The sequence below is a fragment of the Aeribacillus sp. FSL W8-0870 genome (genome assembly GCF_037963755.1).
Classification (GTDB): domain Bacteria; phylum Bacillota; class Bacilli; order Bacillales; family Aeribacillaceae; genus Aeribacillus; species Aeribacillus composti.
This window is the reverse complement of record NZ_CP150165.1, coordinates 1214532-1240180: the sequence shown is the minus strand read 5'-3', so window position 1 is coordinate 1240180 and position 25649 is coordinate 1214532. Positions and strand designations below refer to the sequence as shown.

Below are 25649 nucleotides of genomic sequence, written 5' to 3'. Positions count from 1 at the left end.
CAATTTGTTTTGTTTGCAAATATTATTTGCTAAATTCCAGCTCATCTTTTAACTCATTTACATATTTGCGGGAACCCGTTACAATCAAGCGGTCCCCTTTTTTCAATTCGGTATCGCCGTGAGGTACAATGGAATCTTCACCGCGAAAAATCCGGACAAAGATACAATCTCCCGTAAACGGAAAGTATCGAAGCTTCATTCCATCATATTTTCGGTTATTCATATTAATTTGATAAAGAGAGTTGTCTTGGTTTGTTAAGATCCGCATAACACCAGGCGATTCAATCAAAGCCCTGAGCAGCGTTTTTGTTGACAGCATGACGGAAAATACGCTGATCCCCTTTTCTTTTAATGTTTGATCCAACTCCGGGGAAGAAATGGAGGCGATGACCTGTTCTACGCCGCATTCTTTTGCATATGTCGCAATTTCCGCATTTCTTTCTTCATCCCCAGTAGCCACTACTACTATATCAGCTTCCATTATATGGTGTTCATTCAATGATTCTATCGAATAGTCTTTCAATTCTTCAATTTTAAACACCGATTGAGCAGTCCCGTTTTCAATTTTGTCTTGCTGTGTATGATATACGGTTGCTTCATACAAATTTTTATCCAATTCTCTTGTGACTGGAAGGGTCATTTGATTTGCACCAATAAAAGCAATTTTCTTTTTTGGCTGCACCGCCATTTTTTTGGGGAATAATTTTTTAAATCCTATCGGCGTGATAATGCTTGTTAACACGGCAACTACTATTAATGCGTCAGCCATTTGCTTATCAATCAATTCGATTCGCTGTCCAATTTCAGCTGCCGCAATAACTAATGATAAAGTAGCAGTCAACAAAAACGCCGCCGCAATCGTTGTATTCGTATCATACCATTTTCTCAGCACAAAAACGGGAATAAACTTTGAGATCAAGAGGGCGAGAAATAACAAAGGAATTAACAAAAGAAGATTCGGATCTTTGATCAATTCCCATAAATCCAATTCCACCCCTACCATGACAAAAAAGATCGGGATTAAAAAACCGTAACCAAACGAATCTAGCTTTTGCACCAAGTCTGAATTAGGCGATAAAAGCGAGACTAAAACTCCCGCAAGGAAGGCGCCTAAAATATTTTCTGCCCCAAGCGTTTCCGATAAACTGACAAGCACTATTATTAACGTAAAAACCGCCCTTGTTCCAATTTGAACCGTTCCTTTTGACATCGATTTAATAAAGGATCGACTTTTAAACCTTTTGCCAATGAAGTAAAGCAGTACGCCTGCTGCAAACAAAAGAAGCAGAAGCCATGTATTGCTTTCTCCTTCGCTGTTTAAGGAGACAAAAACCGCCAGCAAAATCATGGTGACAAGGTCGGCTATGACAGCCACCAGCAAAATAATTTGGCCGATGTTTGTTTTCATAATTTGCTCGTCTTTCAACGTCGGCACTACTACTCCTATAGAAATCGTTGAAATCACTAACGTCATGAAAAAGGCATTGCGGATAAATCCCATCCACATTAACAAATACGATAAAAGTAATGAAACAACGAAAATGCCAAGAAAAACAATTGACGCAACCAAAAAAGTATGAGGAGCTTTTTTTCCGTTGGGCAGCTTTTCTTCTTTTTTCTTCCCTTTGGAGAAAATGGTGAAATCAATCTCAAGCCCGCTTAAAAACATGAGAAATATAAATCCCAGCGTTGAGAGAGTTGCCAGCCATACATCTTCCTGCACTAAATTAAATCCCGTTTTCCCGATGATTAATCCGACAATAATTTCCGCAACGACGACAGGAATGAATGTCAGTTTGAACCGATGCAGCAAAATCGGGGTTAAAAAAGCGCCGACCAGCACGATGACAAGAGAGGTTACTGCATGTGATTCCATATTGATCCTCCTTTAGCTAATTTTGTTAGAGCAAATAGTTCATAAATAATGTCGCCATGCCAAAATAAATCAAAATGCTGATTATATCATTAATCGTTGTAATAAATGGACCGGAGGCCACAGCCGGGTCAATGCGAAGCCTGTGCATGACAAGAGGAACAAACGCCCCGGCAATTGTCGCAACAGTCAGCGTTGACAATATGGAAAGACCCACTAGCAGTCCTAAGAAAAATTTCTGTTTCCAAATAAAAATTGTCAGTGCAACAACGATTCCGCATACTGTTCCGGTTATCAAGCCGGTTCCAGCTTCTTTGAGAATAATTTTCCACACTCGTTCGGAAGTGCCTTCGCCTGTTGCAATTCTTCTTACTGCAACAGCGAGAGCTTGTGTTCCTGTATTTCCAGCCATCCCTGCAATTAATGGTATAAAGAGCGCTAAAGTTGCCACTTTGTTCAACGTTTCTTCAAACTGGCCGATTAGGCCGGCGGTGAACATTCCTAAAAATAGGAGAATAATAAGCCATGGCAATCTTTTTTTGGCAGCAGAAACAGCATTCGGATCATATGAATCTACATCCGAGACAGCGGCCAGTTTCGAATAATCGTCAGAAGCCTCTTCGTCCAGCACATCAATAATATCATCAACAGTTATAATTCCAACAAGACGATGTTGAAAATCAACAACCGGAAGAGCCAAAAAATTGTAGTCCTTCATCTTTCTTGCTACTTCTTCCTGATCATCCGCCACAGATACCGAGTAGACTTTCTTTTTCATAATGTCAGCAATCAAAGTATCGTCTTCATGAACAATTAAATCTCTTAACGATAGGACGCCAACAAGATGTTTCTCTTCGTCAATCACATATAAATAATATATTGTTTCCGCATCAGGAGCTTCTTTCCGCAGCAAGTCCATCGTTGACCGCACCGTATAATTGGCATTAATGGCAACGAACTCGGTTGTCATAATACTTCCTGCGGTAAATTGTTCATAATCAAGAAGCTCGCTTATGCTTTTGGCAGCTTGAGCGTCCATGATGGTTAAATAGCTGGAAATTTTCTCTTTTGTCAGCTCACTTAATACATCTGCCGCATCATCAGCGTACATGTATTCCATCATTTTGGCGGCAAATGCCGGATGCATTTCCTCAAGCAGCGATTTGTAGCGGTTTTTATCATCCCTTATATTTTCAAAAACATTCGCCATTTCTTCCGGAGATAGAATTTGATATAAAAGCATTCTATCCGGCTGGTCAAGTTTTAGAAAAAATTTTGCCTGATCATATGGATGTAGCTCAAAAAACAGCGAACGGAATTCCTCTACATTGTTCTCTCTCAGCTTGTCAATCATCAACTGTCTGTATTCCGGTGCATCTGTTTTAGGCTGCATAAAATCTCCTCCTTTCCGGAAAAATATCGAAAAGTTTTGTGTTTTACTATATTAACAAATCTATCTGATTTTGTCGTACATTTTTTCATAACAAAAGCATGCACTTACAGGCGCGCATGCTTAATTATTTTTTCCATATCAGGAGGAAGCTTGCAAGTATACGTCAAATTTTTATGCAAAACGGGATGATAGAAGGACAGCGACTGACTGTGGAGGGCATGACGGTCAATTTCTTCTTTTTGTCCACCATAAAGCGAATCTCCTAAAAGCGGATGACCTATATAGGACATATGTAGACGAATTTGATGAGTTCTACCAGTTACAGGCTTTACCTCAACAACCGTTTTGTCAGAAAAGCGGCTTATGACCCGAAAATGCGTAATAGCTTTTTTCCCATCCTCCCTGACAGTTCTCTCGATGATGCTATCGTCCTTTCTTGCAATTGGCGCATCGATGATGCCTTCGTCTTCGCTGATCCTTCCATGGACAATTGCGATGTATGTCCGTTTTACCGCTCCTTTTTGCTGTTCCTTTGAAAAAAGAAAATGGCTGTAGCGATGTTTGGCTACAAGAAGCAGCCCGGATGTATCCCGGTCAAGCCGATTGACGATATGCACCGTAAGATTTTGCCGCTGTTGATCATAATAGTGTAAAAGCCCGTTCGCAAGACTTCCTGACGGATGCTCTCTAGACGGAATGGTGGACAAAAACGCCGGTTTATTTACAATAAGGCAATAATCGTCTTCATAAACAATGTTCAATGGTATGTTCTCTGGAATGAGCGACTGGCTTCTCTTTTCTTCCGGAAAATGGACGGTTACTTGATCGCCTTCTTGTAAGACGTATCGGACATTTTTTTCGTTCCCGTTAACGACAATTTTTCCACCGTTAAATTTAATATCTGTTAAAGCGGATTTAGAAATATGATGCTCCCGCAAAAATTCTCTAAGCAGCCAGCCATGATGTTCTTTTTTGATGTCCCAATGAAGCTGAAATGTCCCCATGTTTTTCTCTTTCCTTTATCTGTCGCCAATAAACGAGTCCCGGACCCGCTTCCAAAATGGGAAAGGCCGAAATCTCGCAAACCTTACCTTTTCCTGTGCGACCCGGCATTGGATGGACCTGACGTTTTTGTGAAGAAGTGTTAAATGATCGATTGTAATTTGAAAATCAACATCATTGACAGGCTTTAGCATACACGTATGGTGGTCAGGCAAAATTAACGGCGAGCCGATTGTCCGGAACACCCTGTTGTTTATGGAAGCCATTTCTGTTAATTGAATAGCCCGCAGTGAAGGATGAATGAGAGCACCGCCAAGCGCTTTATTGTAGGCGGTGCTTCCTGTCGGTGTTGAAATACACAACCCATCTCCTCGAAATGTTTCAAAGAGAAGCCCTTTAATTTCTATATTCATGACGAGAGTCCCTTCAATGCTTTTCACTGTGCATTCATTTAGCGCAAGGTAGGAGGCTTCACTCCCGCCATTATGCCGGACCACCACTTCAAGCAATGGATATTCAACGATCTGAAACGGTGTTTTAGCAATTGCAATCACCATTTTTTCAATTTCATTCGGGAGCCAGTCGGCATAAAATCCTAAATGCCCCGTATGAACTCCTATAAACGCTGTTTTATCCAATCGTTTATTATATCGATGAAATGCATAAAGCAATGTTCCGTCTCCCCCGACGGAAATCACGATATCCGGCTGATCTTCATCATATTGAAACTCGAAATCGAGCAAATAGGTTCTGATTTTTTGCGCCAAAGCATTAGATGTTTCATCACCTTTTGATGTGATCGAAAACCTCATTTAAGTATCATTCTCCTTTTTTATGTTGTTTCTGTTTTGCGTGAAAATATCGCCTGCGCTTCTTGAATTTCTCCCCGTATTTGCGACATTTCCTCATCCAGCCGGTAAGCAGCTTCAGCAGCGCGCTGCAAGCGGATTTTAATCTGTTCAGGTATGTTCCCGCTATATTTGTAATTTAAAGAATGCTCAATCGTCGCCCAAAAATTCATGGCAAGCGTACGAATTTGAATTTCGACCAAAACCTTTTTCAATCCTTCGAACGATTGAACCGGGTAGCGGGCCACAACATGGTATGAACGGTAGCCGCTTTCTTTATTCCGGGTTATGTAGTCCCTTTCTTCCACAATTTCCAAATCATGCCGATCTCTTAGCATTTGAACAACCAATTGAATGTCGCCGACAAATTGGCACATCATTCGGAGCCCGGCAATGTCCTGCATTTCTTCTTCTATTTTATCAAGGGGAATTTGTTTTCGCTTCGCTTTATCCAAAATGCTCGGCACAGGTTTTACCCTGCCTGTCACAAACTCAATTGGAGAATGTTCTCCTCTCAATTCAAATTGGGAACGAATCCCTTTTAATTTGACCTTTAATTCTTCCACTGCCTGCTTATAAGGCGCTAAAAATTGCTCCCATTCCTTGTAGTTCATAAAGTCCCCCCTCCTAATAAAACACGCTTTCCACCATTTTTTCCATCTCCTCGCCGTAATTTGCGTTTCCTTTTATATTTTCAAGCAAAAACTCGATCTCCTCATGAAAATGGGTAAGCAAAATTTCTTTTTCTCCCATTTTAGCATAAACAGGAAGCTCTTCATTTTTTGCTTCTTTTAAATGCGGCCAAATATCCGATGATAAATCTATGTAAAGAAAGTCAGCGCCATTATCCAATATGTAAATAAAAGAAAATTGGTCTGAATCTACCAGCATCTGTCCTTTTGCTGCAAGATTGACTGCATCTTGGACATGTTCCGTTTCGAGCAGCAATTTTTCTTCCGTTTTGCTGACAGCCAGCACTTTTATTCTTTTTTTCATGCTGTTCACCCTTCCAATCAAACATTTCAAGTTCAACTCGAATATATTTTATTGTATCATATTCATAACTGTATTACCTTATTTTGATATTAATCATAGAGAGGAATGCCCGATGGTTCAAGAGCTTGAGATAGAATTTAAAAACCTGCTTACAAAAGAAGAATTCCACCGCTTAGCTGATTTTTTTCAATTGACCGAAAAAGATTTTGCCGAGCAGGAAAACTATTATTTTGACACAAAATATTTTGCGTTGAAAAAGCATGGCGCTGCCTTAAGAATTCGTAAAAAAAAGGATCAGTATGTTTTGACATTAAAGGAGCCCTATCATGTCGGACTGCTGGAAACACACCAGTTTTTAACCGATCAGGAAGCAGTTTCAGCCATTCATGAGTCGGTCTTTCCGAAGGAGGGAGCGGTGGTCGAAAAAATCAAACAGCTCGAAATCAAGCCCGAAAGCCTTCTTTGTTTCGGTTCGCTCATTACAAACCGGGCAACAAAAAAATATAAAAATGGTGAAATTGTTCTCGATCATAGCCGATATGAAAATAGAGAGGATTTTGAAATCGAATTTGAGGCAGAGGATGAAAAGGAAGGAAAGCAGCAATTTTTGGAGATTTTAAACAAACACAACATCCCGATCCGTCAAACAGAAAATAAAATAAAGCGGTTTTATTCCGCCAAATTTTCAAAGGAGAATTTGTGATGAATACAAACTATAATTTCAATGTTCTGTTTGAGCTTGAAGTCCTTCGTCTTTTGTCAGGCCAATCTAATCGGCCGCAAACAAAAGATGCAGCCATTTCGCTGAACTTTCAGGATGTTTTAAATGCCTTCATCGAACAAGATGTACAATCTGAAACGGCCAAAGAGAATATTTCACCGTCTTCCTCCCAATCTGCCAAAAAAACAAATGAACAGAAACAGGTCTCCGCTGATCTAAATGAAATCATTCAGCAGATGGCTCAAAAATACGGCGTCGATGCCAAATTAATCAGAGCTGTGATTCAACAGGAGTCAAGCTTCAAGGCTAATGCCGTCAGTCCTAAAGGAGCTGCCGGCTATATGCAGCTCATGCCTTCTACAGCAAAAGCACTCGGTGTAAAAAATCCGTTTGATCCTGTGCAAAATATCGAGGGCGGCACAAAATATTTAAAACAGCTTTTAAACCGATATAACGGTAATGTAAAATTAGCACTTGCCGCATACAACGCCGGTCCGGGAAATGTCGACAAATATGGAGGCATCCCGCCATTTAAAGAAACGCAAAACTATGTAAATAAAATTACTCAAAAATATTTTGCGTAAAAAGGTGCAAACAAACAGCACCTTTTTCTTTTTCATTAAAAGCAGTTGGAAATATTTGTTATCCAATCGATTTCGGCTAATCTTCGATAGCTGCGCTTCAAGCCGCAAGTCCTTCTATGTTCATGTCACAGCAAGCACAACATATTTGCGGAAATAACTCCCGCTTTCGCTATTTATCCTTTTGTTTGCATTGCCTCAGCCAACTCCTTCAAAGCGATTCGTTTGAGATAAATAAGTTATGTTGATAAAATAAATGTAACATCATTATTAACGAATGATTCCAAAGGAGCTATCACCATGACAAAACCACCCTTAACTCCATATGACGCGATTGGAGAAAAGAAACTTCACGCTCTAATCGATGCTTTTTACAAAAATGTTAAAAAACATCCTCTTTTAAAACCTATTTTCCCGGAGGATTTAACGGAAACTGCCAGAAAGCAGAAACAATTTATGACACAGTTTTTAGGTGGTCCGCCACTTTACACAAAAGAACACGGACATCCGATGCTCAGAGCCCGCCATCTTCCATTCCCGATTACGCCGAGGAGAGCAGAAGCATGGCTCTCATGTATGCGAAAAGCAATGGACGAGGTCGGACTTGACGGGGAAATACGAGAGTTTTTCTACGATCGGCTTGTGGTGACCGCCCATCACATGATTAATTCGAAAGACGAAGATCAGGAGGAGTATTCAGTTGAAACCTGACAAAAAAGACGAAGTGAATGCTGCTCACTTCTTTTCTCATTGTCACAGCCATCCAAAAAAGCCGATCGAGATTTATATGTTTATTGATCCGCTATGCCCTGAATGCTGGGCGCTTGAACCGTTTATAAAAAAACTGCAAATCGAATACGGCAGGCTTTTCTCATTGCGCCATATTGTTTGCGGAAAGCTTGCTAATTTAAACTTAACAAAACGGCGGAAACCGAAAACAATTGCCCAATCATGGGAGAAGATAGCGAGCAGAACCGGCATGTCATGTGACGGCAACCTTTGGCTTGAAAACCCTATATCATCACCCTACAGAGCTTCCCTTGCTTTAAAAGCAGCGGAGCTTCAAGGGAGAAAAGCGGGCATCCGTTTCTTGCGGCACTTACAGGAAGTTGTTTTTTTAGAAAAGCAAAATGTCTCTGATCAAAACGTTCTCATACAAATTGCTAAAAATGTCGGCCTTGATGTCAATGAATTTGAGAGGGACTTATATTCCGAAAGTGCAAGAAAAGCACTTCAATGCGATTATAAAATTACAGAAGAAATGGACGTGCATGAAATTCCTTCCCTTGTCTTTTTTCATTGCCGTGAAGAGAAGGAAGGATTAAAAATTACCGGATTATATCCTTATGAAACATATGTTGATATTCTTTGCGAGCTTGTCGGAGATAAACCGAAGCCGTCTCAAGTGCCGCCAATAGAGATTTTTTTAAAGCATTATAAATTTGTCGCAACAAAAGAGATTTCTGTTGTGTATAATATGACTGATGAAGAAACGGAACGTGAAATGAAAAGACTGCTTTTAAAGCAACAAGTTGAGCGGGTGCCTGTAAAATATGGAACATTTTGGCGCTATATCGGGCAGTGAGATGAGGATTTAATTCAACGAAACGTTCCCCATCAGCATAGAAGCCGATGGGGAACGTTTTTAATCAAAAATGTAAGCGCTTTATCTTTATTAAACAATTAAAAAAAGAAACCACTAACAAACGTTTGTGGTTTCTTTTTTGTCTTATGACAACAAAGGGGATGGGAGAAATTTTTCACGGTCAAACAAAGGGGTAAATGTTTGTTTGTGATTAATTTCACGTTTTTAATATAACAAATTCCTTTTTCAGTTTGCAAGAGGGGAAAACAACAATTCACAAATTTGTCACAAAACATGAAGAACGGGCAAGCTGCATACAATATACAAAATCTTTTTCCTCGTTTTAGAACATGTGTAGGAGGGAAAAATCGTGAAAACATTTTGGCTCATAATCAGCCTGCTGCTCGTCATCTTCGCTTTTTTTTATAATCTGTTAGGATTGATGAATCTCGCACCGATTTTCGTTTCTGCCCCCCTGCTTTTTATTTCTCTTTTCATATCGTTTCTTCTGTTTAACCATCGAAAAACGTTCCGCGGATTTTAAGATAAAAAAGAGGACGGGATGATGAACTGCATCTCAATTAGTAGATACAACTGACAATTGGAGGTGCAGTTTTTATATGACCGGAAACAAAAAAGGCATGAGTCCAGTTCCAGATCGAACTCATGCCACTAATTTTTTGGATTCAGATGATGCTCCTGTTTTCTTTCACTTTACTTTAACAGCAGCTCCTCCATCTCCGTCAGCTTTTCTTCAAATACTTTGCATGCATCTTCAATCGGCTTGGTTGATGTCATATCGACCCCTGCTTTTTTCAGCACATTAATCGGATAATCAGAGCTTCCCGCTTTCAAGAAATTAATGTACCTTTCAACGGCAGTTTCTCCTTCCGATAAAATCTGCTTGCTCAAGGCGCTTGCAGCACTAAAGCCTGTTGCGTATTGATAAACGTAAAAATTGTAATAAAAATGCGGAATTCTTGCCCATTCTAAGCCAATTTCTTCATCGACGACAATGTTGTCACCAAAATATTTTTTGTTTAACTCATAATACGTTTGCGTCAAAAATTCCGGTGTGAGCGGCTCTCCGTTTTGCGCCTTCAAATGGATATAATGTTCAAACTCAGCAAACATCGTTTGCCGGAATACCGTTCCTCTAAACCCTTCAAGGAAATGATTCAGCAAGTATAAACGTTTCTTTTCATCATCGATCGTGTTGAGCAAATATTCATTTAACAAGTTTTCATTGCATGTAGAAGCCACTTCCGCGACAAAAATAGAATAATCTCCGTACGGATACGGCTGTGTTTTTCTTGTATAGTAGCTGTGTACCGAATGGCCAAGCTCGTGAACAAGTGTGAATAAATTGTTCACATTATCTTGCCAATTCAGCAAAATATATGGATTTGTTCCATAGGCGCCAGAGGAGTAAGCTCCGCTTCGTTTCCCTTTATTCTCCTTAACGTCAATCCATCTGTTTTCAAAGCCTTCTTGTAAAATGCCGACATATTCTTCACTTAATGGAGCAAGCCCCTTCAATACGATGTCTTTCGCTTCTTCATACGTGATTTTCATATCGACGTTTTGTACAAGCGGCGTATAAAGATCATACATATGAAGTTCATCAAGCTTCAGCGCTTTTTTCCGCAAATCGACATAACGATGGAGCAGCGGCAAATGTTCATTGATCGTTTTCACTAAATTGTCGTAGACTTCCTCGGGAATGTTGTTGGCGCTTAGTGCAGCCTGGCGGGCATTCTCATATTTCCGCACCTTCGCATAAAAATTATTTTTCTTAACAGCTCCGCTTAATGTGCTGGCAAACGTATTTTTAAATTTTCCATATGTTGCGTATAATGCTTGGAACGCATCGCGACGGACTCGTCTATTTTCACTCTCCAAAAACTGGATATAACGGCCGTGAGTGATTTCCACTTCTTCTCCATTTTCATCCTTAATTGCTGGAAATTCCAAGTCCGCATTATTTAATTTTCCAAACGTATTGGAGGCAGTGCTCAGGGCTTCCGCAGCTTGAGCTAAAATAGCCTCTTGCTCCGCATCGAGCACGTGAGGTCTTTGCCGGTTGATTTCGTCCAAGGCATGTGCATAAAGCTTCAATTGATCATTTTCTTTCAAAAATTGCTGAAGCTTTTCTTCTTCAATGGATAGTATTTCCGGAACGATATAGGATGAGAGGCTGGAAGCTTGAGTATAAAGATTTGCTGCCCTGTCATTCAATCCTTGATAAAAAGAATTAGTTGTATCTTGATCGTAGCGCATATGGGCATATGTATAAAGCTTTCCAAGCCTCTCCATCACGGAATCTTGATAAGAGAGCGCCTCATATAACAGATCGGAGGATTGACCTAATTTTCCTCTATATTCACCGATTTTTGGAATTAGCTGCTTTACTTCTTCAAATTCTTTTTCCCATTCATCATCAGAAGCAAAAATATCTTCTAGCCGCCAAGTATACTCAACAGGGATTTCTTCCCGTTTTGGCAGCCTTTTGACAGCTGTTTCATTGCCCATTCTCGATTTCCCCCTTTAAAAAAATCAGTCTGTTTCCATCATATTGAAATTTTTTTCAAAACGCAATAAATCACTATGCTTATATTATTCTACAGCAGAAAAAAACATACCTTCCTTGTCCAAATAATGTCCAAGACGTTGTTCACGCTTTTCCATCGCCTCCAAATGAAAAGGAGATGATGTTTTTCGAAACGAATATGGACCGATTGGCTGCAAAAATTTAAAATGGGAAAGAGTCGTTAAATATTCAATAATCGGCTTTTTTAAATCCGTTTTTACGCTACAGCTTCTTTCTTTCATCCCTATTTTCTTAAGGTGCCAAACTAGCTTTTCTGCGTGAAATACTTCATCGGCGCGCAATGTTTCAATAAATAATAAAACTGAGCATTGCCAAATATAGACCGCCTCATCAACCATATAACCGCTTTTTAAAGGGATAAAAGCTTCAACTGGCAGCTGCGATAAAGATAAGCCAACTGTTTCGTAAACCTTTTTTTGCAGCTTTCGCTCTTCGTTCGTCTTTTGAAACAGCGGCTTTAAGCGATATTGACTTATTTTCTTCAGCCAATGCTTCCATAAACCGTTTGCCGCCAGGCTCTTTCCTTGCAAACATTCTCGAAAGAAAAACGACTCTGGAGAGATCATAGCAGATGCGGCAAAAATATTCTGTTTAGAAAACGGAATCAGATGGGAAAAAAAGATGAAGGTTTTCTTATCTGAGCAATAATTGATGATAAAAGGATGATCGTTTTGCGGGGAATGAAGAAACTGACAATGAAAAGGAGTCAGTCGATATTGATGTTCACCGACTTGCTTCATTTGTTTCCAGCCTAATATCCAAATCGGTTTAATTCGTTCTTTTTTGTAGCCATTTGTCCGTTTTATCACCTGATCAGGGGGAATATTAGAGCATTGGTATTCAATCGCATACCGTTTATGCTGAAAAGATACAAACAGATCCGCTCGTTGTGCAATAGAAGGTATAAATTTTTCCACTTCCGCAGCTAACCGCTGCCTTTTCAACCAAACATACAATTGCTTTTTTCCGTTCAAATGGTACGTGCTTTCCGCTTCCGAATCAGCCTGACAAGAGGCCGTTAAGTGGGCAAAATGAGGAATTTTGATTTTGCCTATTTTTAATTTTACCGGCTCCTTGCAAGCCGGACAAAAAAAGGCGTGCTCTTCTTTCAGTTTTAGAAGCCTTTCTGTCGACCAGTACGGGGCGGCGACATTTACTTTTTCGCCGTTTCGCAAAAGGGCAACAAGCATATAAATCATCACTTCCTTTCACAAATAGAAACATTCGACAAAAGGGAAAAAAATCCTTTCAAAAGCAGCGTTTTTCATAAGTTTTAAAAGATGCCAGAAACACTTCATGGAAAAATATACTTTTTTCAAAAACGCATGCTTGCCGCTAAAGAGGCGGAAGTTAGATGTTGCTTCATTCGTTTCAATAAAGGTTCGCCATTTTACATCGTGACGGTCGGCAATTCACCTGTGGTGTTGTGAAATCCGCTCAAATAGAGCTTTATCCTAAAAAAAAAACACCGCTGTATCAAAAACGGTGTTTTATAATAAAGGAGACAAAAGCCGCGACGTTGATTCAAACAGCTTTATATATAGCGGGCGTTTTTTGAATTGTTCAAGGTCGATGACACTTGAATTTTCAATGTCTCGAATATAATCCTCTACAAGCGTTTCAATGCTATCCGTTCGGTATAAAAAAGCATTTACTTCAAAATTCAAATGAAAACTTCTCATATCCATATTCGCCGTACCGATCGATGCCAGTTCGCCATCAACAATAATGATTTTGCTGTGCATAAACCCTTTTTCATATTCGTACACTTTAACCCCGGCTTCTAAAAGCTCCGGAAAATAAGATCGCGACGCATAAAATACAATCCGTTTGTCAGGCCTTTTCGGAACGAGGAGACGAACGTCAATGCCGCTCAGCGCAGCAATCTTTAAAGCGGATTTTATATCCTCGTCAGGAATAAAATACGGAGAGGCGATCCATATCGAATTTTTTGCGGAAACGATCATCGAAAAGAACAAGCTTTTAATGACCTCCCACTTATTATCAGGACCGCCGGCGATTAGCTGAACGCCTCCTTCTTTATCGTCCATTTGAAAATGAGGCAGCAAATATCGATCGGTAAGTAGCTTCTGCCCAGTCATATAATACCAATCCTGTAAAAAAATAAGATTGAGCGTCCGTACTCCTTCCCCTTCGAGCATCATATGCGTATCCCGCCAAAAGCCGAAATACGGATTTCTTCCCAAATATTCATCTCCTATATTTAAACCTCCGACAAAGCCGACTTTTCCGTCAATCACAATAATTTTACGATGATTGCGAAAGTTAATATTGTTAGACAAAAACGGAAGCTTTACAGGTAAAAATGGAACCATTTCCACCCCGGCATCGAGGAGCTCCTTCCTGTATTTTTTGGACAGCTTCCAGCTGCCGACTGCATCGTATAAAAATCGAACCTCTACACCGTTTTTCGCTTTTTCGATCAACAGCTTTTTTAATTTTTGCCCAATTACATCATGCCGAACAATATAGTATTCAAGATGAATATGATCTTCCGCCTTTTGAAGCTCTCGAAAAATATGGTCAAATGTTTCAATGCCGTTCGTCAGCACCTTTGTATTTGTCCGAAAAGAAATCGGACTGTGACCAAGCTTATGGGCAAGCTTAAATAATAGGCGCTGGTGATTTCTCATGAATTTAATTTTATCTTCATATGTATGAAATTCAAATTGAGCATAAGCTTGCTCATCTATTAAAGCTTTTTTCTTAAATAGACGATGCTTCCGGACATTTCTTCCAAAAAATATATAAAAGAAGAAGCCTATTAATGGAAATCCTCCTAAAACAACAAGCCAAGTAAGCGTTTGAGTTGGGTGGCGGTTTTCCAAGAAAATAACAAATCCGATAAAAATGATGGATAACGTGAACAAAATGGAAACGGCTCCTAAAAACCATTCCTCCCAGATGTTCTTAGTTAAATACAAGATGATAGCTAGACCAATGGCAAAAACGATTACTTGCAGAAATTTTCTCATAAGCTTCCTCCAGGCAATCGATATTTCTTATCTCTCGATTTGGACATATCTCATTTGATCTGAGATATTAAGCGTTCCTTAAGTAAAAAAGACCGATTTCGAACATGAAATCGGCAATTTAAGAAAAGTGCGTTTCGATTTGTTCCAAGGCATTGTCCTTCATAATCAGCTTTCCGTATTCTTCAAGACGGTGAATTGTCATCCTTGATTCCTGACCGTATTCAAGCATAATGCTGAGCAAATTTTCAATTTGTTCATCGTCTTTATCCGAAAATTCAACGAATAAATAATATTTTTGTTCAAATACATATAAGCTATTCAAAAATCCGTCCAAACGATGGGATGCTAACGAAATAACGTCTTCAAAGTCCTGAAACTTTATGACAAATTGCAATTGCGCCGTTTCATCTTTCTCATCTGAGGAAGATCGTTCAGACATATTAAAATGTTTGTCCAACAAAGATTCTATATTCTCATCAACCGGGATTTCTCTTAATTTTTCATCGACTACCGGAAGCTCCAGCTTTTGTCCGTCTTTTGACAGCTGTGCTTTTGTGACAATGACTTCAAGCCCTTTGTCATTGGCATGAACTTGAATCCATAACGGACCTTCAAGCGGAAAGTCTTCTTCATCATTAATTTCATCCATCATTTCCCAAAACAGCTCTTCGCTTCTTTCTCTGTTATACCAGATTTCTTCTCGGTCAAATCCTCGTTCTTCTATGTCAACATATGAAATATAAAATTTTACTGTGTTTTCATTAATGCGTTCGATTTCCATTTGAACAACCTTCCCTTCTTTTTAAATTTTTGGAAGGGACAATAAACCCCCGAATTCGTTGCACTTTTCTTTCCTAATTTAAAAAATTTCCAAATTTTCATCGCGAGCACCAAGTTGTTCAATTCTAATTCTATTGTATGATAAATCACTTCATAAAGAAATAAAAAAAGCCTTGATTTTGAAAAAAACCGTTATTTACCTATTAAGCATAAAATATTTCGTTTTTCATATATATTGTACGAGCCATAATTTGAAAAGAGGTTGACTGATGGATGAACAATTTTTCACATCTTTATTCCTTATCATTGGCATTGACCTCATATTAGGAGGAGATAATGCCATTGTCATTGCGCTGGCATGCCGCAATTTGCCGGAAAATCAGCGGAGGAAAGGAATTTTATTTGGAACAATGCTCGCGATACTCAGCCGAATTTTGTTAACGGTACTGGCTGTCCATTTATTGAACATTCCTTTTTTACAGTTTTTTGGCGGATTATTTTTAATGTATATTGCCTTTTTATTATTGACAGGAAATGAAGGTGAGCATACTTCCGTGAAAAGCCACCGCTCATTGTGGAAAGCCATCCAAACGATTGTTTTGGCTGACCTTTTTATGGGATTTGACAATGTCATTGCGGTTGCTGGAGCAGCTGGAGGAAATATCTTTCTTGTCATAACAGGTCTTCTTATATCCATTCCGATCATTATTTGGGGAAGCAGATTCATCATGTCTGGCATGTCCCGATTTCCTTTGCTCATTTACGGGGGCGGAGGAATATTAGCTTATACAGCAGGTAAAATGATGGCAACGGATGAAAAAATGACCCCTCTGTTGAAAACTGAAGCTGTTGCACAAACTCTCCCTTATTTCACAGCTTGTCTCATCCTTTTCTTTGCCCTTTTTTACAACATAACAAAAAAATAACAGCCTTCCGCAATCTATTTTGCTTTGCGTACGGAAGGCATCATTCCCTTTTAATTTGCCATTCTCTGAGCTTCTCTCAGCTGGTAGGTGCGAATTTTTCTTGGCAGAAAGCGTCGTATTTCATCCTCGTTATAACCGACTTGAAGACGTTTTTCATCTATCAAAATCGGGCGGCGCAAAATTCCAGGGTTTTTCCGGATAATATCATACAGCTCCTGCAAAGGAAGCGATTCAACATCAACCTTCAATTTTTGAAAAACCTTTGAACGAGTGGAAATAATTTCATCTGTTCCGTCTTCTGTCATACGAAGAATTTCTTTAATTTCTTCGATCGTTAACGGCTCGGAAAAAATGTTCCGCTCTCTATATTCAATTTGATGCTTTTCCAACCAAGATTTTGCTTTTCTACAAGATGTGCAGCTCGGAGATGTATACAATATTACCATGCCAATCACTCTCCTTTTCGTGAAAAATATAGGTGTATATATAAAAACTATGCCAATCTCACATTAAAATAAATTTAAAAAAGTAATTTGTATTGATTATTATACTATAAAAAAGCAACTTCGCCTATATGTTTTTATTTCTCAAATTATAACAAAAGTGTTACAACCGGTGAATGATGATCATTTTCAAGGCCATTTTCTCAATTAACACCTCTTTTCTTTCTCTACTCTTCTTTTCCCCTTTTTTGGTTCGATCAAACGTGAAAAAGAAATTTTTTCAGAAAGACGCTGAGAAGTTGCAAAGAATACACAATTTTTTTATAATCATCTGTAAATGAATACATAGGCGATGAGAAAGAGAAGTACATGCCGAAAACAGTTTTCAGAGAGTTTGTGGCTGGTGGAAACAAACACTGTCCGGTATGGAAATGGACTTTTGAGCTCTCAGCTGAAATCAGTAAGCTGCGGCGTTTTTGTCTTGCGTTAAAAGACGAAAAGTGATTTCACATGAAAGTTTGTGAAATAATTAGGGTGGCACCGCGGTCCATTCGTCCCTATACGGACGGATGGGCTTTTTTATATATAAAAATCAGGAGGAGTTTGCACATGAAAACGATCTTTTCAGGAATTCAGCCTAGCGGCACGTTAACACTCGGAAACTATATCGGAGCAATGAGACAATTTGTAGAGCTCCAGCATGAATATAAATGCTATTTTTGCATTGTCGATCAGCATGCAATAACTGTTCCGCAAGACAGACTTCAATTAAGAAAAAACATTAAGAGCCTTGCTGCATTATATTTAGCAGTCGGCATCGATCCGGAAAAATCCACCCTATTCATTCAATCGGAGGTGCCCGCTCACGCGCAGGCAGGATGGATGCTTCAATGCGTTTCTTATATTGGCGAGCTTGAAAGAATGACACAATTTAAAGATAAATCTAAAGGGAAAGAAGCTGTTTCAGCAGGACTGTTAACTTATCCGCCTTTAATGGCCGCCGATATTCTTTTGTACAACACGGACCTTGTTCCAGTCGGCGAGGATCAAAAACAACATTTGGAATTGACAAGGGATTTAGCCGAAAGATTCAACAAAAAATATGCAGACATTTTTAAAATTCCAGAAGTCCGCATTCCAAAAGTCGGTGCTCGGATTATGTCGCTTCAAGATCCGACGAAAAAAATGAGCAAATCCGATGCGAATGAAAAATCGTTTATTTCCCTTCTCGATGATCCAAAAAAAATTGAAAAGAAAATTAAAAGCGCTGTGACTGATTCAGACGGAGTGGTTCGTTATGATAAAGAGAACAAACCTGGCATCTCCAACCTTTTATCTATTTATTCAATTTTAGCTGGCGTGTCAATTGCCGAGCTGGAAACAAAATACGAAGGAAAAGGCTATGGTGAATTTAAAGCGGATTTGGCAGAAGTCGTCATTAACACTTTAAAGCCGATTCAGGAAAAATATTATGAGCTCATTGATTCTGATGAACTTGATGACATTTTAGACAGAGGCCGGGAGGAAGCAAACAAAGTAGCATCCAAAATGTTGAAAAAAATGGAGAATGCAATGGGATTGGGAAGAAAAAAACGAAAATAAAAGCGCTAGCGAACGAATGACGATTGATGATGGAGCTGATTAAACAAAACAAATATACTAGCTTAAAAAAATATTGTTCGATAAAAAGAGGGCGGCTGATATAGTGCCCTCTTCCTTAATTTACTTTCGGTTCTTGCTCCATTTCCCAAAGCTTTTCAAAGAAAGGCTGCCCTTTTATTAATCGTTCGCATAATTGTTCATGCTTTTGAGACCATCCGACAATCGCTTCCTCATAAAGCATAGTCCAAATTTCCTCAAAACCGAGTGATTGAATTTGACCATACATGTACGGATTCCATTCCGTATACCAATATTTCATTTCCGCCGTATTTTTTGTCGATTGCAATTGATCAAGAGCCATAAACAAAAGCTGTTTCAGCTGTCTTTCTTTGCGGGTTAATCCGTGCATATATTCAGGTGCAAGGGATAAAAGATGATAATCTTTTTTGTCTTTGTCATTTGTTTGTGAGAACTCGTATGATTCCGGCTCTAAATCCTTCACCATGTCATATACAAGCTGCTCTTGTCTTGGGATAAGCCGGCTTTTGCGAATTGGCGTCGTATATCCGATCGTATCTACTGCTAAAATGCCGTTGCCATCCGAAACAACAAAGCAATAATCTAGCTGAATTCTCTCATGGTTTTTCCGGGCATATGCCTTCTGGTAAACATCCTTTAAAAGTTTTTCAGGCAGTTCTTTTAAGTCATTTTCAATATAATCATAAAGTTCTTTACTCACTTTAATCAGCGGTACTTGGTCTAACAGTTCAACCTTATCATCCTTTCTCCATTCATGAAAATGACAAACATTATAACCATTTTCTTCTCCTTCAAACCAGTTTACCCAAACATCGTACAAATTCAGCATAATTAGCCCCCTTACTACAAGACTGTTTGTCATCATTATGGTCAGTGGAGAAGGTTTTTATTCCAAATTTTTCATTGCCCAAAAAACTTTTCTTCATTACGTATTCCACTTTTGATCAATGCGGATTTCAGGCCTGTCAGCTTTCAGAAAAGGACCATTCATGCACTTTATAAAAGTAATTTTTCGGATGAAAAATATAGCCGTTTAATCGTTCAGGCAACGCCCGAAATTCCTTCGGATAGTATAAAACTGTATATGGCTGTTCATCCTCGATAATTTGAAATATCTCCTTGTAAATTTGTTTTCGTTCGCTTTCGTCCATTATTTTTCTAGATTTAGACAACAGCAGGTCGGCCTGTTCGTTTTCCCACCAAACAAAGTTCAATCCATATTCTCTCTGACTGGAATGGAAAATATCAAAATGATTCGGAAATTTAGATAACGACCATTCTAAAATCAACGCATCGTAATCCCAATTCGGCGGTGAAATTTGCTTAATTAAATCTTCCCATTCCCAAAACTCCGTTTTCACGTCAATTCCGATCTCTTTCAATTGTTTTTGCACGAGCAACGCAACTTTTTCGCGAACAACATTTCCTTTGTTCGTTTTTAGCGTAAACGAGAAATCTTTTCCTTCTCGATCCAGTATGCCGTCCCTGTCCGTATCTTCCCATCCCGCTTCTTTCAGCAGCTTTTTTGCTTCTCTCCGGTTATACTTTAATGTTTGAATTTCGTCGGTAAAAATAGAAGCAATAGGCGTTTCTGGAATATGTGCTTCCTTTCCTTGTCTGTGCAAAATCTTGCGAACGATAGCTTTGCGGTTGATCGCCATCGTCAAGGCTTGCCTTACTTTTTTATCTTGAAAAAGTTCGTTTTTTTCATTCCAGCCGATAAACACATAAGAATGGGAAATGTTCGATTGAACGTCCAATCCTCTTAACCTTTTTATTTTTTTTACGTTGGTTAGTTCTATTTCAGGGGCGTAATGAACCTCGCCATTTTTCAGCTGTTCGTAAAGAGCTTCCTGATTATGAACAATTTTATACTTGATTGATTTGATTCGAGGCTTCCCTAAAAAATAATGTTCATTTGCGGCCAGCTCTACGAATCCATTCTTTTCCCATTTTACGAACCGAAAAGGCCCAGTGCCCACAGGCTGTGATGTATTAAACTTATGCTCCTTTAATTTTGCAACCTGTACATTTTTCAACAAATGCTTCGGCAATATGCCGTATGATAATGTGACTGGAAGAAAGGAGGCGTCTTTTTCTCTTAAACGGAATTTCACTGTATACTTATCAAGCTTTTCAATGCTTTCAATCATTTCAAAGTCTGAACTTCTTTCGCCATTATAATCAGGGCTTAAAGGAATGCTGTAAGTAAAAACAACATCATCCGCCGTTAATTCTTTTCCGTCATGAAATTTGACCCCGCGCCGAATGGTGACCGTATATTCAAGTCCATTCTCTGATTGCTGAATCTTTTCAGCCAGATGCGGTTTCGGCCGCAGCTGCTCATCAACTGTCACCAGTCCATCAAAAAGCATCCCTTCTAACTGCGAGCTTGATTCATCTAGAGAATACAAAGGATTAAAAAGCTGCGGCGATTCAGTTGAACCGATTATAAATGTTTCCGGAACAATCAGCGGATCGAGCTCTTCCTCCTTTATCTCCTTAACCGTTGGTTGCGGCTTTCTATTATAATCCAGACTTGAGCAGCCATGTAGAAGCAATAAAAACAAGAGAATCGATATATACAGCCATGGTCGTTTTAATCGTGCCAAATCCATTCCCCCATCATTGGAAGTTTCGTTCTATTTTTTATTCATATTCACAGTCTGTCCAAATTATTAATAAATATAGAAACAAAGGAACCTATTCCTTTGTTTCATAGCTTTCCACGAATTGTTCGGCAGGCAAATAAAAGCTTTCTTTTGTTGAAAACGGTTTTTGTTTATAAAACGTTTGTACGATATCAAATCCAATTGCGTATCCAAGCATGGTCGGATAAAAGCCTTTTCCGAACAAAAGCTGATCGAATAACGGATGATCCCATTTTATGTCTTGATTCGGAACAATTAAATTTTTCCACCAGCTGTATAGTTGTCTCTTCGAATATTTTTTCACCCAATTTGTTACATGCTGCTCACCTATCGTTCTGTAAACCGTATGCTCCGCCAAACCTTCCAAAATAATCGCATCAAGAAGCGTATAGTCTTTTTCGTGCTTCGGATTTTTCCTAAGCCTGCAAATATGATGATATTCGTGAATCAATAGCGCAATGAGCTCATCATTTTTTACATCCGGCGATAAAAATAAAAACATTTTATCCTGAAAAGACAACCCCGAACGACCTTTAAAATCTCTCCCAAAAAAACTTTTTCGCTCTTCAACAGGAAAAATAAAAATAGGGACATCTGGACCGTTCCATCTTTTCTTTAACTTCAAAAAAATGTTATTTGCTTTTGTCCAAATATTCGAATCATCAGCCTTAACAAGCCAATGTTCATAGCCAGTTCGAAGCATGCCGTATTGTGACAGGTAGTGATGGATTTCCTCCGCTTGTAAATGGTGAAAATATTTCTCTAGCTTTTCACAAAGCTCGATTGGATTCCGGATTTCCTTCAACCAGTTTTTTGTGTCAATAACTCCCAAATCTTCGCACCTCCTTTTCTACACTATTCATTAGAAAAGAAAGATGTTTGAATTTTTTTTAAATCGAGTAGGAGGGGGTGACTAACCCCCGACCTCTCACACCACCGTACGTACCGTTCGGTATACGGCGGTTCAATTAAGATAATTGACGCAAGTCTTTATAACTTCCGTGAATAGCTGTTCTCTTTATGCCAGTGGTCACTCCACCCTCCAAGAGATCTCCCACGGGATTCACCGCTTCCTCCCTCAAGTGAGGTACTACGTTTTCTGTGTTCATCATGACTCACTGAATGCCAAGGGCTATTCTCTCTTAATTGTTCGGTCCTTCTTAGTTGTTCTAGACCAACTAATACTATGACCTCTGCTGACTTCTGACTGTTCAGCTATCTATCACTAGATAGGTTACCAAGGTTACTTGGCGTGCCAGCCAGACCTCCCCGGGTAAGAGTGTAATCTTTCCTTCCATCCATCTGCTTCATTTACTCTGTATCACCTTCGGCAGAAAGGGCTTTGTTTTGTCTTGCAAACTCACCCAGTGATACCTAGCCTCATATGAAGTTCGTGTTCCTCAGACCGGAAGTTTGCCGCTCGCTTCCTTCAGATTCCGCGTCACCACGGACACCCTTGCTCTTGGCTAACCTCTACTTCTGTCTTCGGGGTTCGGGACTTACACCCTATAGTTCATGTACATGCCGGGCGCACAATCGAGTAGGAGGGAGCGATTAACTCCCGTCCTCTCACACCACCGTACGTACGGTTCCGTATACGGCGGTTCAATTAAGATAATTGACGCAAGTCTTTATAACTTCCGTGAATAGCTGTTCTCTTTATGCCAGTGGTCACTCCACCCTCCAAGAGATCTCCCACGGGATTCACCGCTTCCTCCCTCAAGTGAGGTACTACGTTTTCTGTGTTCATCATGACTCACTGAATGCCAAGGGCTATTCTCTCTTAATTGTTCGGTCCTTCTTAGTTGTTCTAGACCAACTAATACTATGACCTCTGCTGACTTCTGACTGTTCAGCTATCTATCACTAGATAGGTTACCAAGGTTACTTGGCGTGCCAGCCAGACCTCCCCGGGTAAGAGTGTAATCTTTCCTTCCATCCATCTGCTTCATTTACTCTGTATCACCTTCGGCAGAAAGGGCTTTGTTTTGTCTTGCAAACTCACCCAGTGATACCTAGCCTCATATGAAGTTCGTGTTCCTCAGACCGGAAGTTTGCCGCTCGCTTCCTTCAGATTCCGCGTCACCACGGACACCCTTGCGTTAAGCTAACTGCTACTTCTGCCTTCGCAGCTCGGGACTTTCACCCTATAGATTACACCCATGCCGGGCGCACAAGAAAAACCGCTACTGCCTGTTTAGGCAATAACGGTTTCATATAATCCTTAATTTCCTATATGCTGACATCAGGCTTCTTCAAATTTCTTGAAAACGAGCGTGGCGTTATGTCCTCCGAAACCAAGGGAATTGCTGAGCGCCGCCCGAACTGTTTTTTGTTTAGCCTGATTAACAGCATAATCCAAGTCACAGTCAGGATCAGGTGTTTCATAATTAATTGTCGGAGGAATTATATTTTCTTTCACTGCTAAAATGGTGAAAATGGCTTCAACTCCTCCTGCTGCTCCAAGGAGATGACCTGTCATCGATTTTGTCGAGCTGACGGTTAATTGATAAGCATGGCTGCCAAAAACTTCTTTAATCGCCGATGTTTCAAATTTATCATTATATTCGGTGCTTGTTCCATGGGCATTAATATAATCGATATCTTCCGGTTTTAAGCCTGCATCTTGAATTGCCATTTTCATTGCACGTGCTCCGCCTTCTCCGCCAGGAGCCGGTTGTGTAATGTGATAGGCATCGCCTGTTGATCCATAGCCGACGATTTCTGCATAAATGCTTGCTCCTCTTTTTAAAGCATGTTCCAGCTCTTCAAGAACAAGTATTCCTGCACCTTCTCCCATGACAAAGCCATCGCGGTTTTTGTCAAAAGGACGGCTAGCAGTTTTCGGATCAGGATTTGTCGACAACGCTTTTGCTGCACTGAAACCTGCAAAAGCCATCTTGGTCAGCGGCGCTTCTGTTCCGCCCGTAATCATCACATCGGCATCGCCACGTTGAATTACTTTAAAGGCATCGCCGATTGAATTTGATCCTGTTGCACAGGCAGTGACTGTACATGAATTTGGACCTTTCGCGCCGATCGCTATGGACACCTGTCCGGCTGCCATATCAGGAATCATCATCGGAACAAAGAAAGGACTTACACGTCTCGGACCTTTTTCCAGAAAAGTTTCGAATTGCTGTTCATACGTCTCCATTCCGCCTATGCCTGAACCGATCCAAACTCCTACCCGTTCACGGTTTTCATTATTTATTTTTAAACCTGAATCTTCAAGCGCCATCAACGAGGCGGCTAATGCAAATTGTGTGAAGCGGTCCATTTTCCTCGCTTCTTTCCGATCCATAAAATCTTCAGGTTTAAAATCGTTTATTTCGGCGGAAACTTTGACAGGAAATATGTCTTTATCGACTCTCGTCAATTCTCCAATGCCTGATACACCTTTCAAAGCATTTTCCCAGCTTGTTTTCGCATCCAATCCAATCGGTGTCACGGCACCGATGCCTGTTACAACTACTCTACGTTTTTCCATATCATTACACCTCGCCTTTTTCGGTTTGTATGACGGAAAAAAAGCATTTTTATTTTTGATTGAATGATTTTACTGTCCCCATCTTAATGCAATGGCTCCCCATGTTAAACCTCCGCCGAAGCCGACCATCACAATAAGATCACCATCTTTTATTTTACCAGCTTTTACTTCTTCGTATAAAGAAATTGGTATTGATGCTGCGGAAGTATTCCCGTACTTGTGAATCGTCTTGGACATTTTCTCCTCCGGCAATTCAAGCCGTTGTCTGGCGGCTTCCATAATGCGGATATTTGCTTGATGCGGAATGAGAAAGTCAACATCTTCTTTCGTTAATCCCGCTTTTTCCAGTACATTAATGCTTGATTCTCCCATCTGCCGCACAGCAAATTTAAATACTTCACGCCCGTTCATCACAATATGGCCTTTTTCATATAAATGCTTGCCGCCGCTTCCGTCCGCTCCTAGCTCAAATGAGAGAATCCCTCTGTCATCACTTACCTCGCCTAAAACAACCGCCCCGGCACCATCCCCAAATAAAACACCTGTTGAACGGTCATTCCAATCCGTAATTTTCGAAAGCTTTTCGGCTCCAACAACAAGAATTTTTTTATAAGCTCCTGTTTGTATAAACTGCTCTGCCGTTGCCATCGCATAAATAAAACCTGAACATGCGGCGCTTATGTCCAAAGCAGCAGCCCGTTTTGCACCAAGTCTTTCCTGCAGAACACAGGCAACTGACGGAAAGGATTGATCAGGTGTTGCGGTCGCAACTATAATCATATCGATTTCTTCCGGGGAAATTTTTGCATCTTCAATGGCCTCTAATGCCGCTCTTGCGCCCAAATCCGATGTTTTCATATCATCTGAAGCAATTCTCCGCTCTTCAATGCCGGTTCTTGTTCGAATCCATTCATCAGACGTATCCATGATTTTTTCTAAATCATAGTTAGTCACAACTTTTTCCGGTATATAACGGCCTATCCCGATGATCCCAGCTCTCATCAAGAACATCTCCTTCACAAAAAATTATTATCAAATGTTATGACTTGGTACTAATTTTATATTATTTTTCTACTTATAGCAATATGCTTCATAACAGTTAACTACAGGTT

At 39.9% G+C, this 25649-nt stretch carries 23 protein-coding genes and 1 other annotated feature; of the genes, 7 read left to right on the top strand and 16 right to left on the bottom strand.

Annotated features, from left to right (window positions below):
• Positions 1–22 precede the first annotated feature (22 nt).
• The 6 genes from NSU02_RS06020 to NSU02_RS05995 form a co-directional block, all read right to left on the bottom strand.
• Positions 23–1876, bottom strand: coding sequence for a monovalent cation:proton antiporter family protein (locus tag NSU02_RS06020; RefSeq protein WP_339194742.1), 1854 nt, complete (start codon positions 1874–1876; stop codon positions 23–25).
• A 25-nt stretch (positions 1877–1901) separates the two neighbouring features.
• Complete coding sequence (mgtE, locus tag NSU02_RS06015) at positions 1902–3266, bottom strand: magnesium transporter (protein ID WP_339194740.1); 1365 nt, start codon at positions 3264–3266, stop codon at positions 1902–1904.
• A gap of 104 nt (positions 3267–3370) precedes the next feature.
• A complete protein-coding gene (locus NSU02_RS06010; RefSeq protein ID WP_066248327.1) occupies positions 3371–4270 on the bottom strand; it encodes an RluA family pseudouridine synthase in 900 nt (299 codons plus the stop codon).
• A gap of 15 nt (positions 4271–4285) precedes the next feature.
• Complete coding sequence (locus tag NSU02_RS06005) at positions 4286–5080, bottom strand: NAD kinase (protein ID WP_066248330.1); 795 nt, start codon at positions 5078–5080, stop codon at positions 4286–4288.
• Between the two features lie 20 nt (positions 5081–5100).
• Positions 5101–5730: a GTP pyrophosphokinase family protein gene (locus NSU02_RS06000; protein ID WP_066248332.1), complete on the bottom strand. Its 630-nt coding sequence runs from the start codon at positions 5728–5730 to the stop codon at positions 5101–5103.
• Positions 5731–5743: 13 nt separating this feature from the next.
• On the bottom strand, positions 5744–6112 hold the full coding sequence (locus NSU02_RS05995) for a hypothetical protein (protein ID WP_066248334.1): 369 nt from the start codon (positions 6110–6112) through the stop codon (positions 5744–5746).
• A gap of 112 nt (positions 6113–6224) precedes the next feature.
• On the opposite strand from NSU02_RS05995, the gene NSU02_RS05990 reads away from it, so the two are divergent.
• The 5 genes from NSU02_RS05990 (at position 6225) to NSU02_RS05970 (ending at position 9543) form a co-directional block, all read left to right on the top strand.
• A complete protein-coding gene (locus NSU02_RS05990) occupies positions 6225–6815 on the top strand; it encodes a CYTH domain-containing protein (RefSeq protein ID WP_339194736.1) in 591 nt (196 codons plus the stop codon).
• Positions 6815–7417: a lytic transglycosylase domain-containing protein gene (locus NSU02_RS05985; protein ID WP_082829459.1), complete on the top strand. Its 603-nt coding sequence runs from the start codon at positions 6815–6817 to the stop codon at positions 7415–7417. Before NSU02_RS05990 ends, NSU02_RS05985 begins: the two co-directional genes overlap by 1 nt.
• Positions 7418–7714: 297 nt before the next feature.
• Entirely contained in the window at positions 7715–8125 is a 411-nt protein-coding gene (locus NSU02_RS05980) for a hypothetical protein (RefSeq protein ID WP_063387493.1), read from the top strand.
• A gap of 13 nt (positions 8126–8138) precedes the next feature.
• Positions 8139–8999, top strand: coding sequence for a ClpXP adapter SpxH family protein (locus NSU02_RS05975; RefSeq protein ID WP_232515740.1), 861 nt, complete (start codon positions 8139–8141; stop codon positions 8997–8999).
• Positions 9000–9369: 370 nt separating this feature from the next.
• Complete coding sequence (locus tag NSU02_RS05970) at positions 9370–9543, top strand: hypothetical protein (RefSeq protein WP_162536160.1); 174 nt, start codon at positions 9370–9372, stop codon at positions 9541–9543.
• Between the two features lie 170 nt (positions 9544–9713).
• Here the strand turns inward: NSU02_RS05970 and pepF are convergent, their stop codons facing one another.
• The 4 genes from pepF to mecA all read right to left on the bottom strand — a co-directional run bounded on the left by pepF (position 9714) and on the right by mecA (position 15387).
• Positions 9714–11531: an oligoendopeptidase F gene (gene pepF / locus NSU02_RS05965; RefSeq protein WP_339194733.1), complete on the bottom strand. Its 1818-nt coding sequence runs from the start codon at positions 11529–11531 to the stop codon at positions 9714–9716.
• A gap of 84 nt (positions 11532–11615) precedes the next feature.
• The gene (locus NSU02_RS05960; RefSeq protein WP_339194731.1) at positions 11616–12809 is read right to left on the bottom strand and encodes a competence protein CoiA family protein; all 1194 of its coding nucleotides are present in this window, start codon (positions 12807–12809) and stop codon (positions 11616–11618) included.
• A gap of 291 nt (positions 12810–13100) precedes the next feature.
• The gene (cls, locus tag NSU02_RS05955; RefSeq protein ID WP_339194729.1) at positions 13101–14606 is read right to left on the bottom strand and encodes a cardiolipin synthase; all 1506 of its coding nucleotides are present in this window, start codon (positions 14604–14606) and stop codon (positions 13101–13103) included.
• A gap of 118 nt (positions 14607–14724) precedes the next feature.
• Positions 14725–15387 (bottom strand): adaptor protein MecA, encoded by a 663-nt coding sequence (gene mecA, locus NSU02_RS05950; protein WP_063387000.1) that lies wholly within the window; start codon positions 15385–15387, stop codon positions 14725–14727.
• 268 nt (positions 15388–15655) lie between these two features.
• Here mecA and NSU02_RS05945 point away from each other — a divergent pair, with 268 nt between their 5' ends.
• Positions 15656–16312, top strand: coding sequence for a TerC family protein (locus NSU02_RS05945; RefSeq protein WP_144596613.1), 657 nt, complete (start codon positions 15656–15658; stop codon positions 16310–16312).
• Between the two features lie 50 nt (positions 16313–16362).
• Here NSU02_RS05945 and spxA read toward each other — a convergent pair whose 3' ends face one another.
• Entirely contained in the window at positions 16363–16758 is a 396-nt protein-coding gene (gene spxA / locus NSU02_RS05940; RefSeq protein WP_063387002.1) for a transcriptional regulator SpxA, read from the bottom strand.
• Positions 16759–17098: 340 nt separating this feature from the next.
• Positions 17099–17317, top strand: a binding site (T-box leader).
• Between the two features lie 47 nt (positions 17318–17364).
• Between spxA and trpS the strand changes: the two genes are divergently transcribed.
• Positions 17365–18357 (top strand): tryptophan--tRNA ligase, encoded by a 993-nt coding sequence (gene trpS, locus NSU02_RS05935; RefSeq protein WP_066248353.1) that lies wholly within the window; start codon positions 17365–17367, stop codon positions 18355–18357.
• A 115-nt stretch (positions 18358–18472) separates the two neighbouring features.
• On the opposite strand, the gene NSU02_RS05930 is transcribed toward trpS, so the two are convergent.
• The 5 genes from NSU02_RS05930 to NSU02_RS05910 all read right to left on the bottom strand — a co-directional run bounded on the left by NSU02_RS05930 (position 18473) and on the right by NSU02_RS05910 (position 25539).
• Positions 18473–19225: a YjbA family protein gene (locus NSU02_RS05930; RefSeq protein WP_066248356.1), complete on the bottom strand. Its 753-nt coding sequence runs from the start codon at positions 19223–19225 to the stop codon at positions 18473–18475.
• A gap of 136 nt (positions 19226–19361) precedes the next feature.
• A complete protein-coding gene (locus NSU02_RS05925; protein ID WP_327847688.1) occupies positions 19362–21008 on the bottom strand; it encodes a peptide-binding protein in 1647 nt (548 codons plus the stop codon).
• 91 nt (positions 21009–21099) lie between these two features.
• Positions 21100–21879, bottom strand: a complete 780-nt coding sequence (locus tag NSU02_RS05920) for a DUF2268 domain-containing protein (RefSeq protein WP_339194727.1) — start codon at positions 21877–21879, stop codon at positions 21100–21102.
• A gap of 1413 nt (positions 21880–23292) precedes the next feature.
• Positions 23293–24537 (bottom strand): beta-ketoacyl-ACP synthase II, encoded by a 1245-nt coding sequence (gene fabF, locus NSU02_RS05915; RefSeq protein ID WP_339194724.1) that lies wholly within the window; start codon positions 24535–24537, stop codon positions 23293–23295.
• Positions 24538–24606: 69 nt separating this feature from the next.
• Positions 24607–25539: a beta-ketoacyl-ACP synthase III gene (locus NSU02_RS05910; RefSeq protein WP_063387008.1), complete on the bottom strand. Its 933-nt coding sequence runs from the start codon at positions 25537–25539 to the stop codon at positions 24607–24609.
• Positions 25540–25649 lie beyond the last annotated feature (110 nt).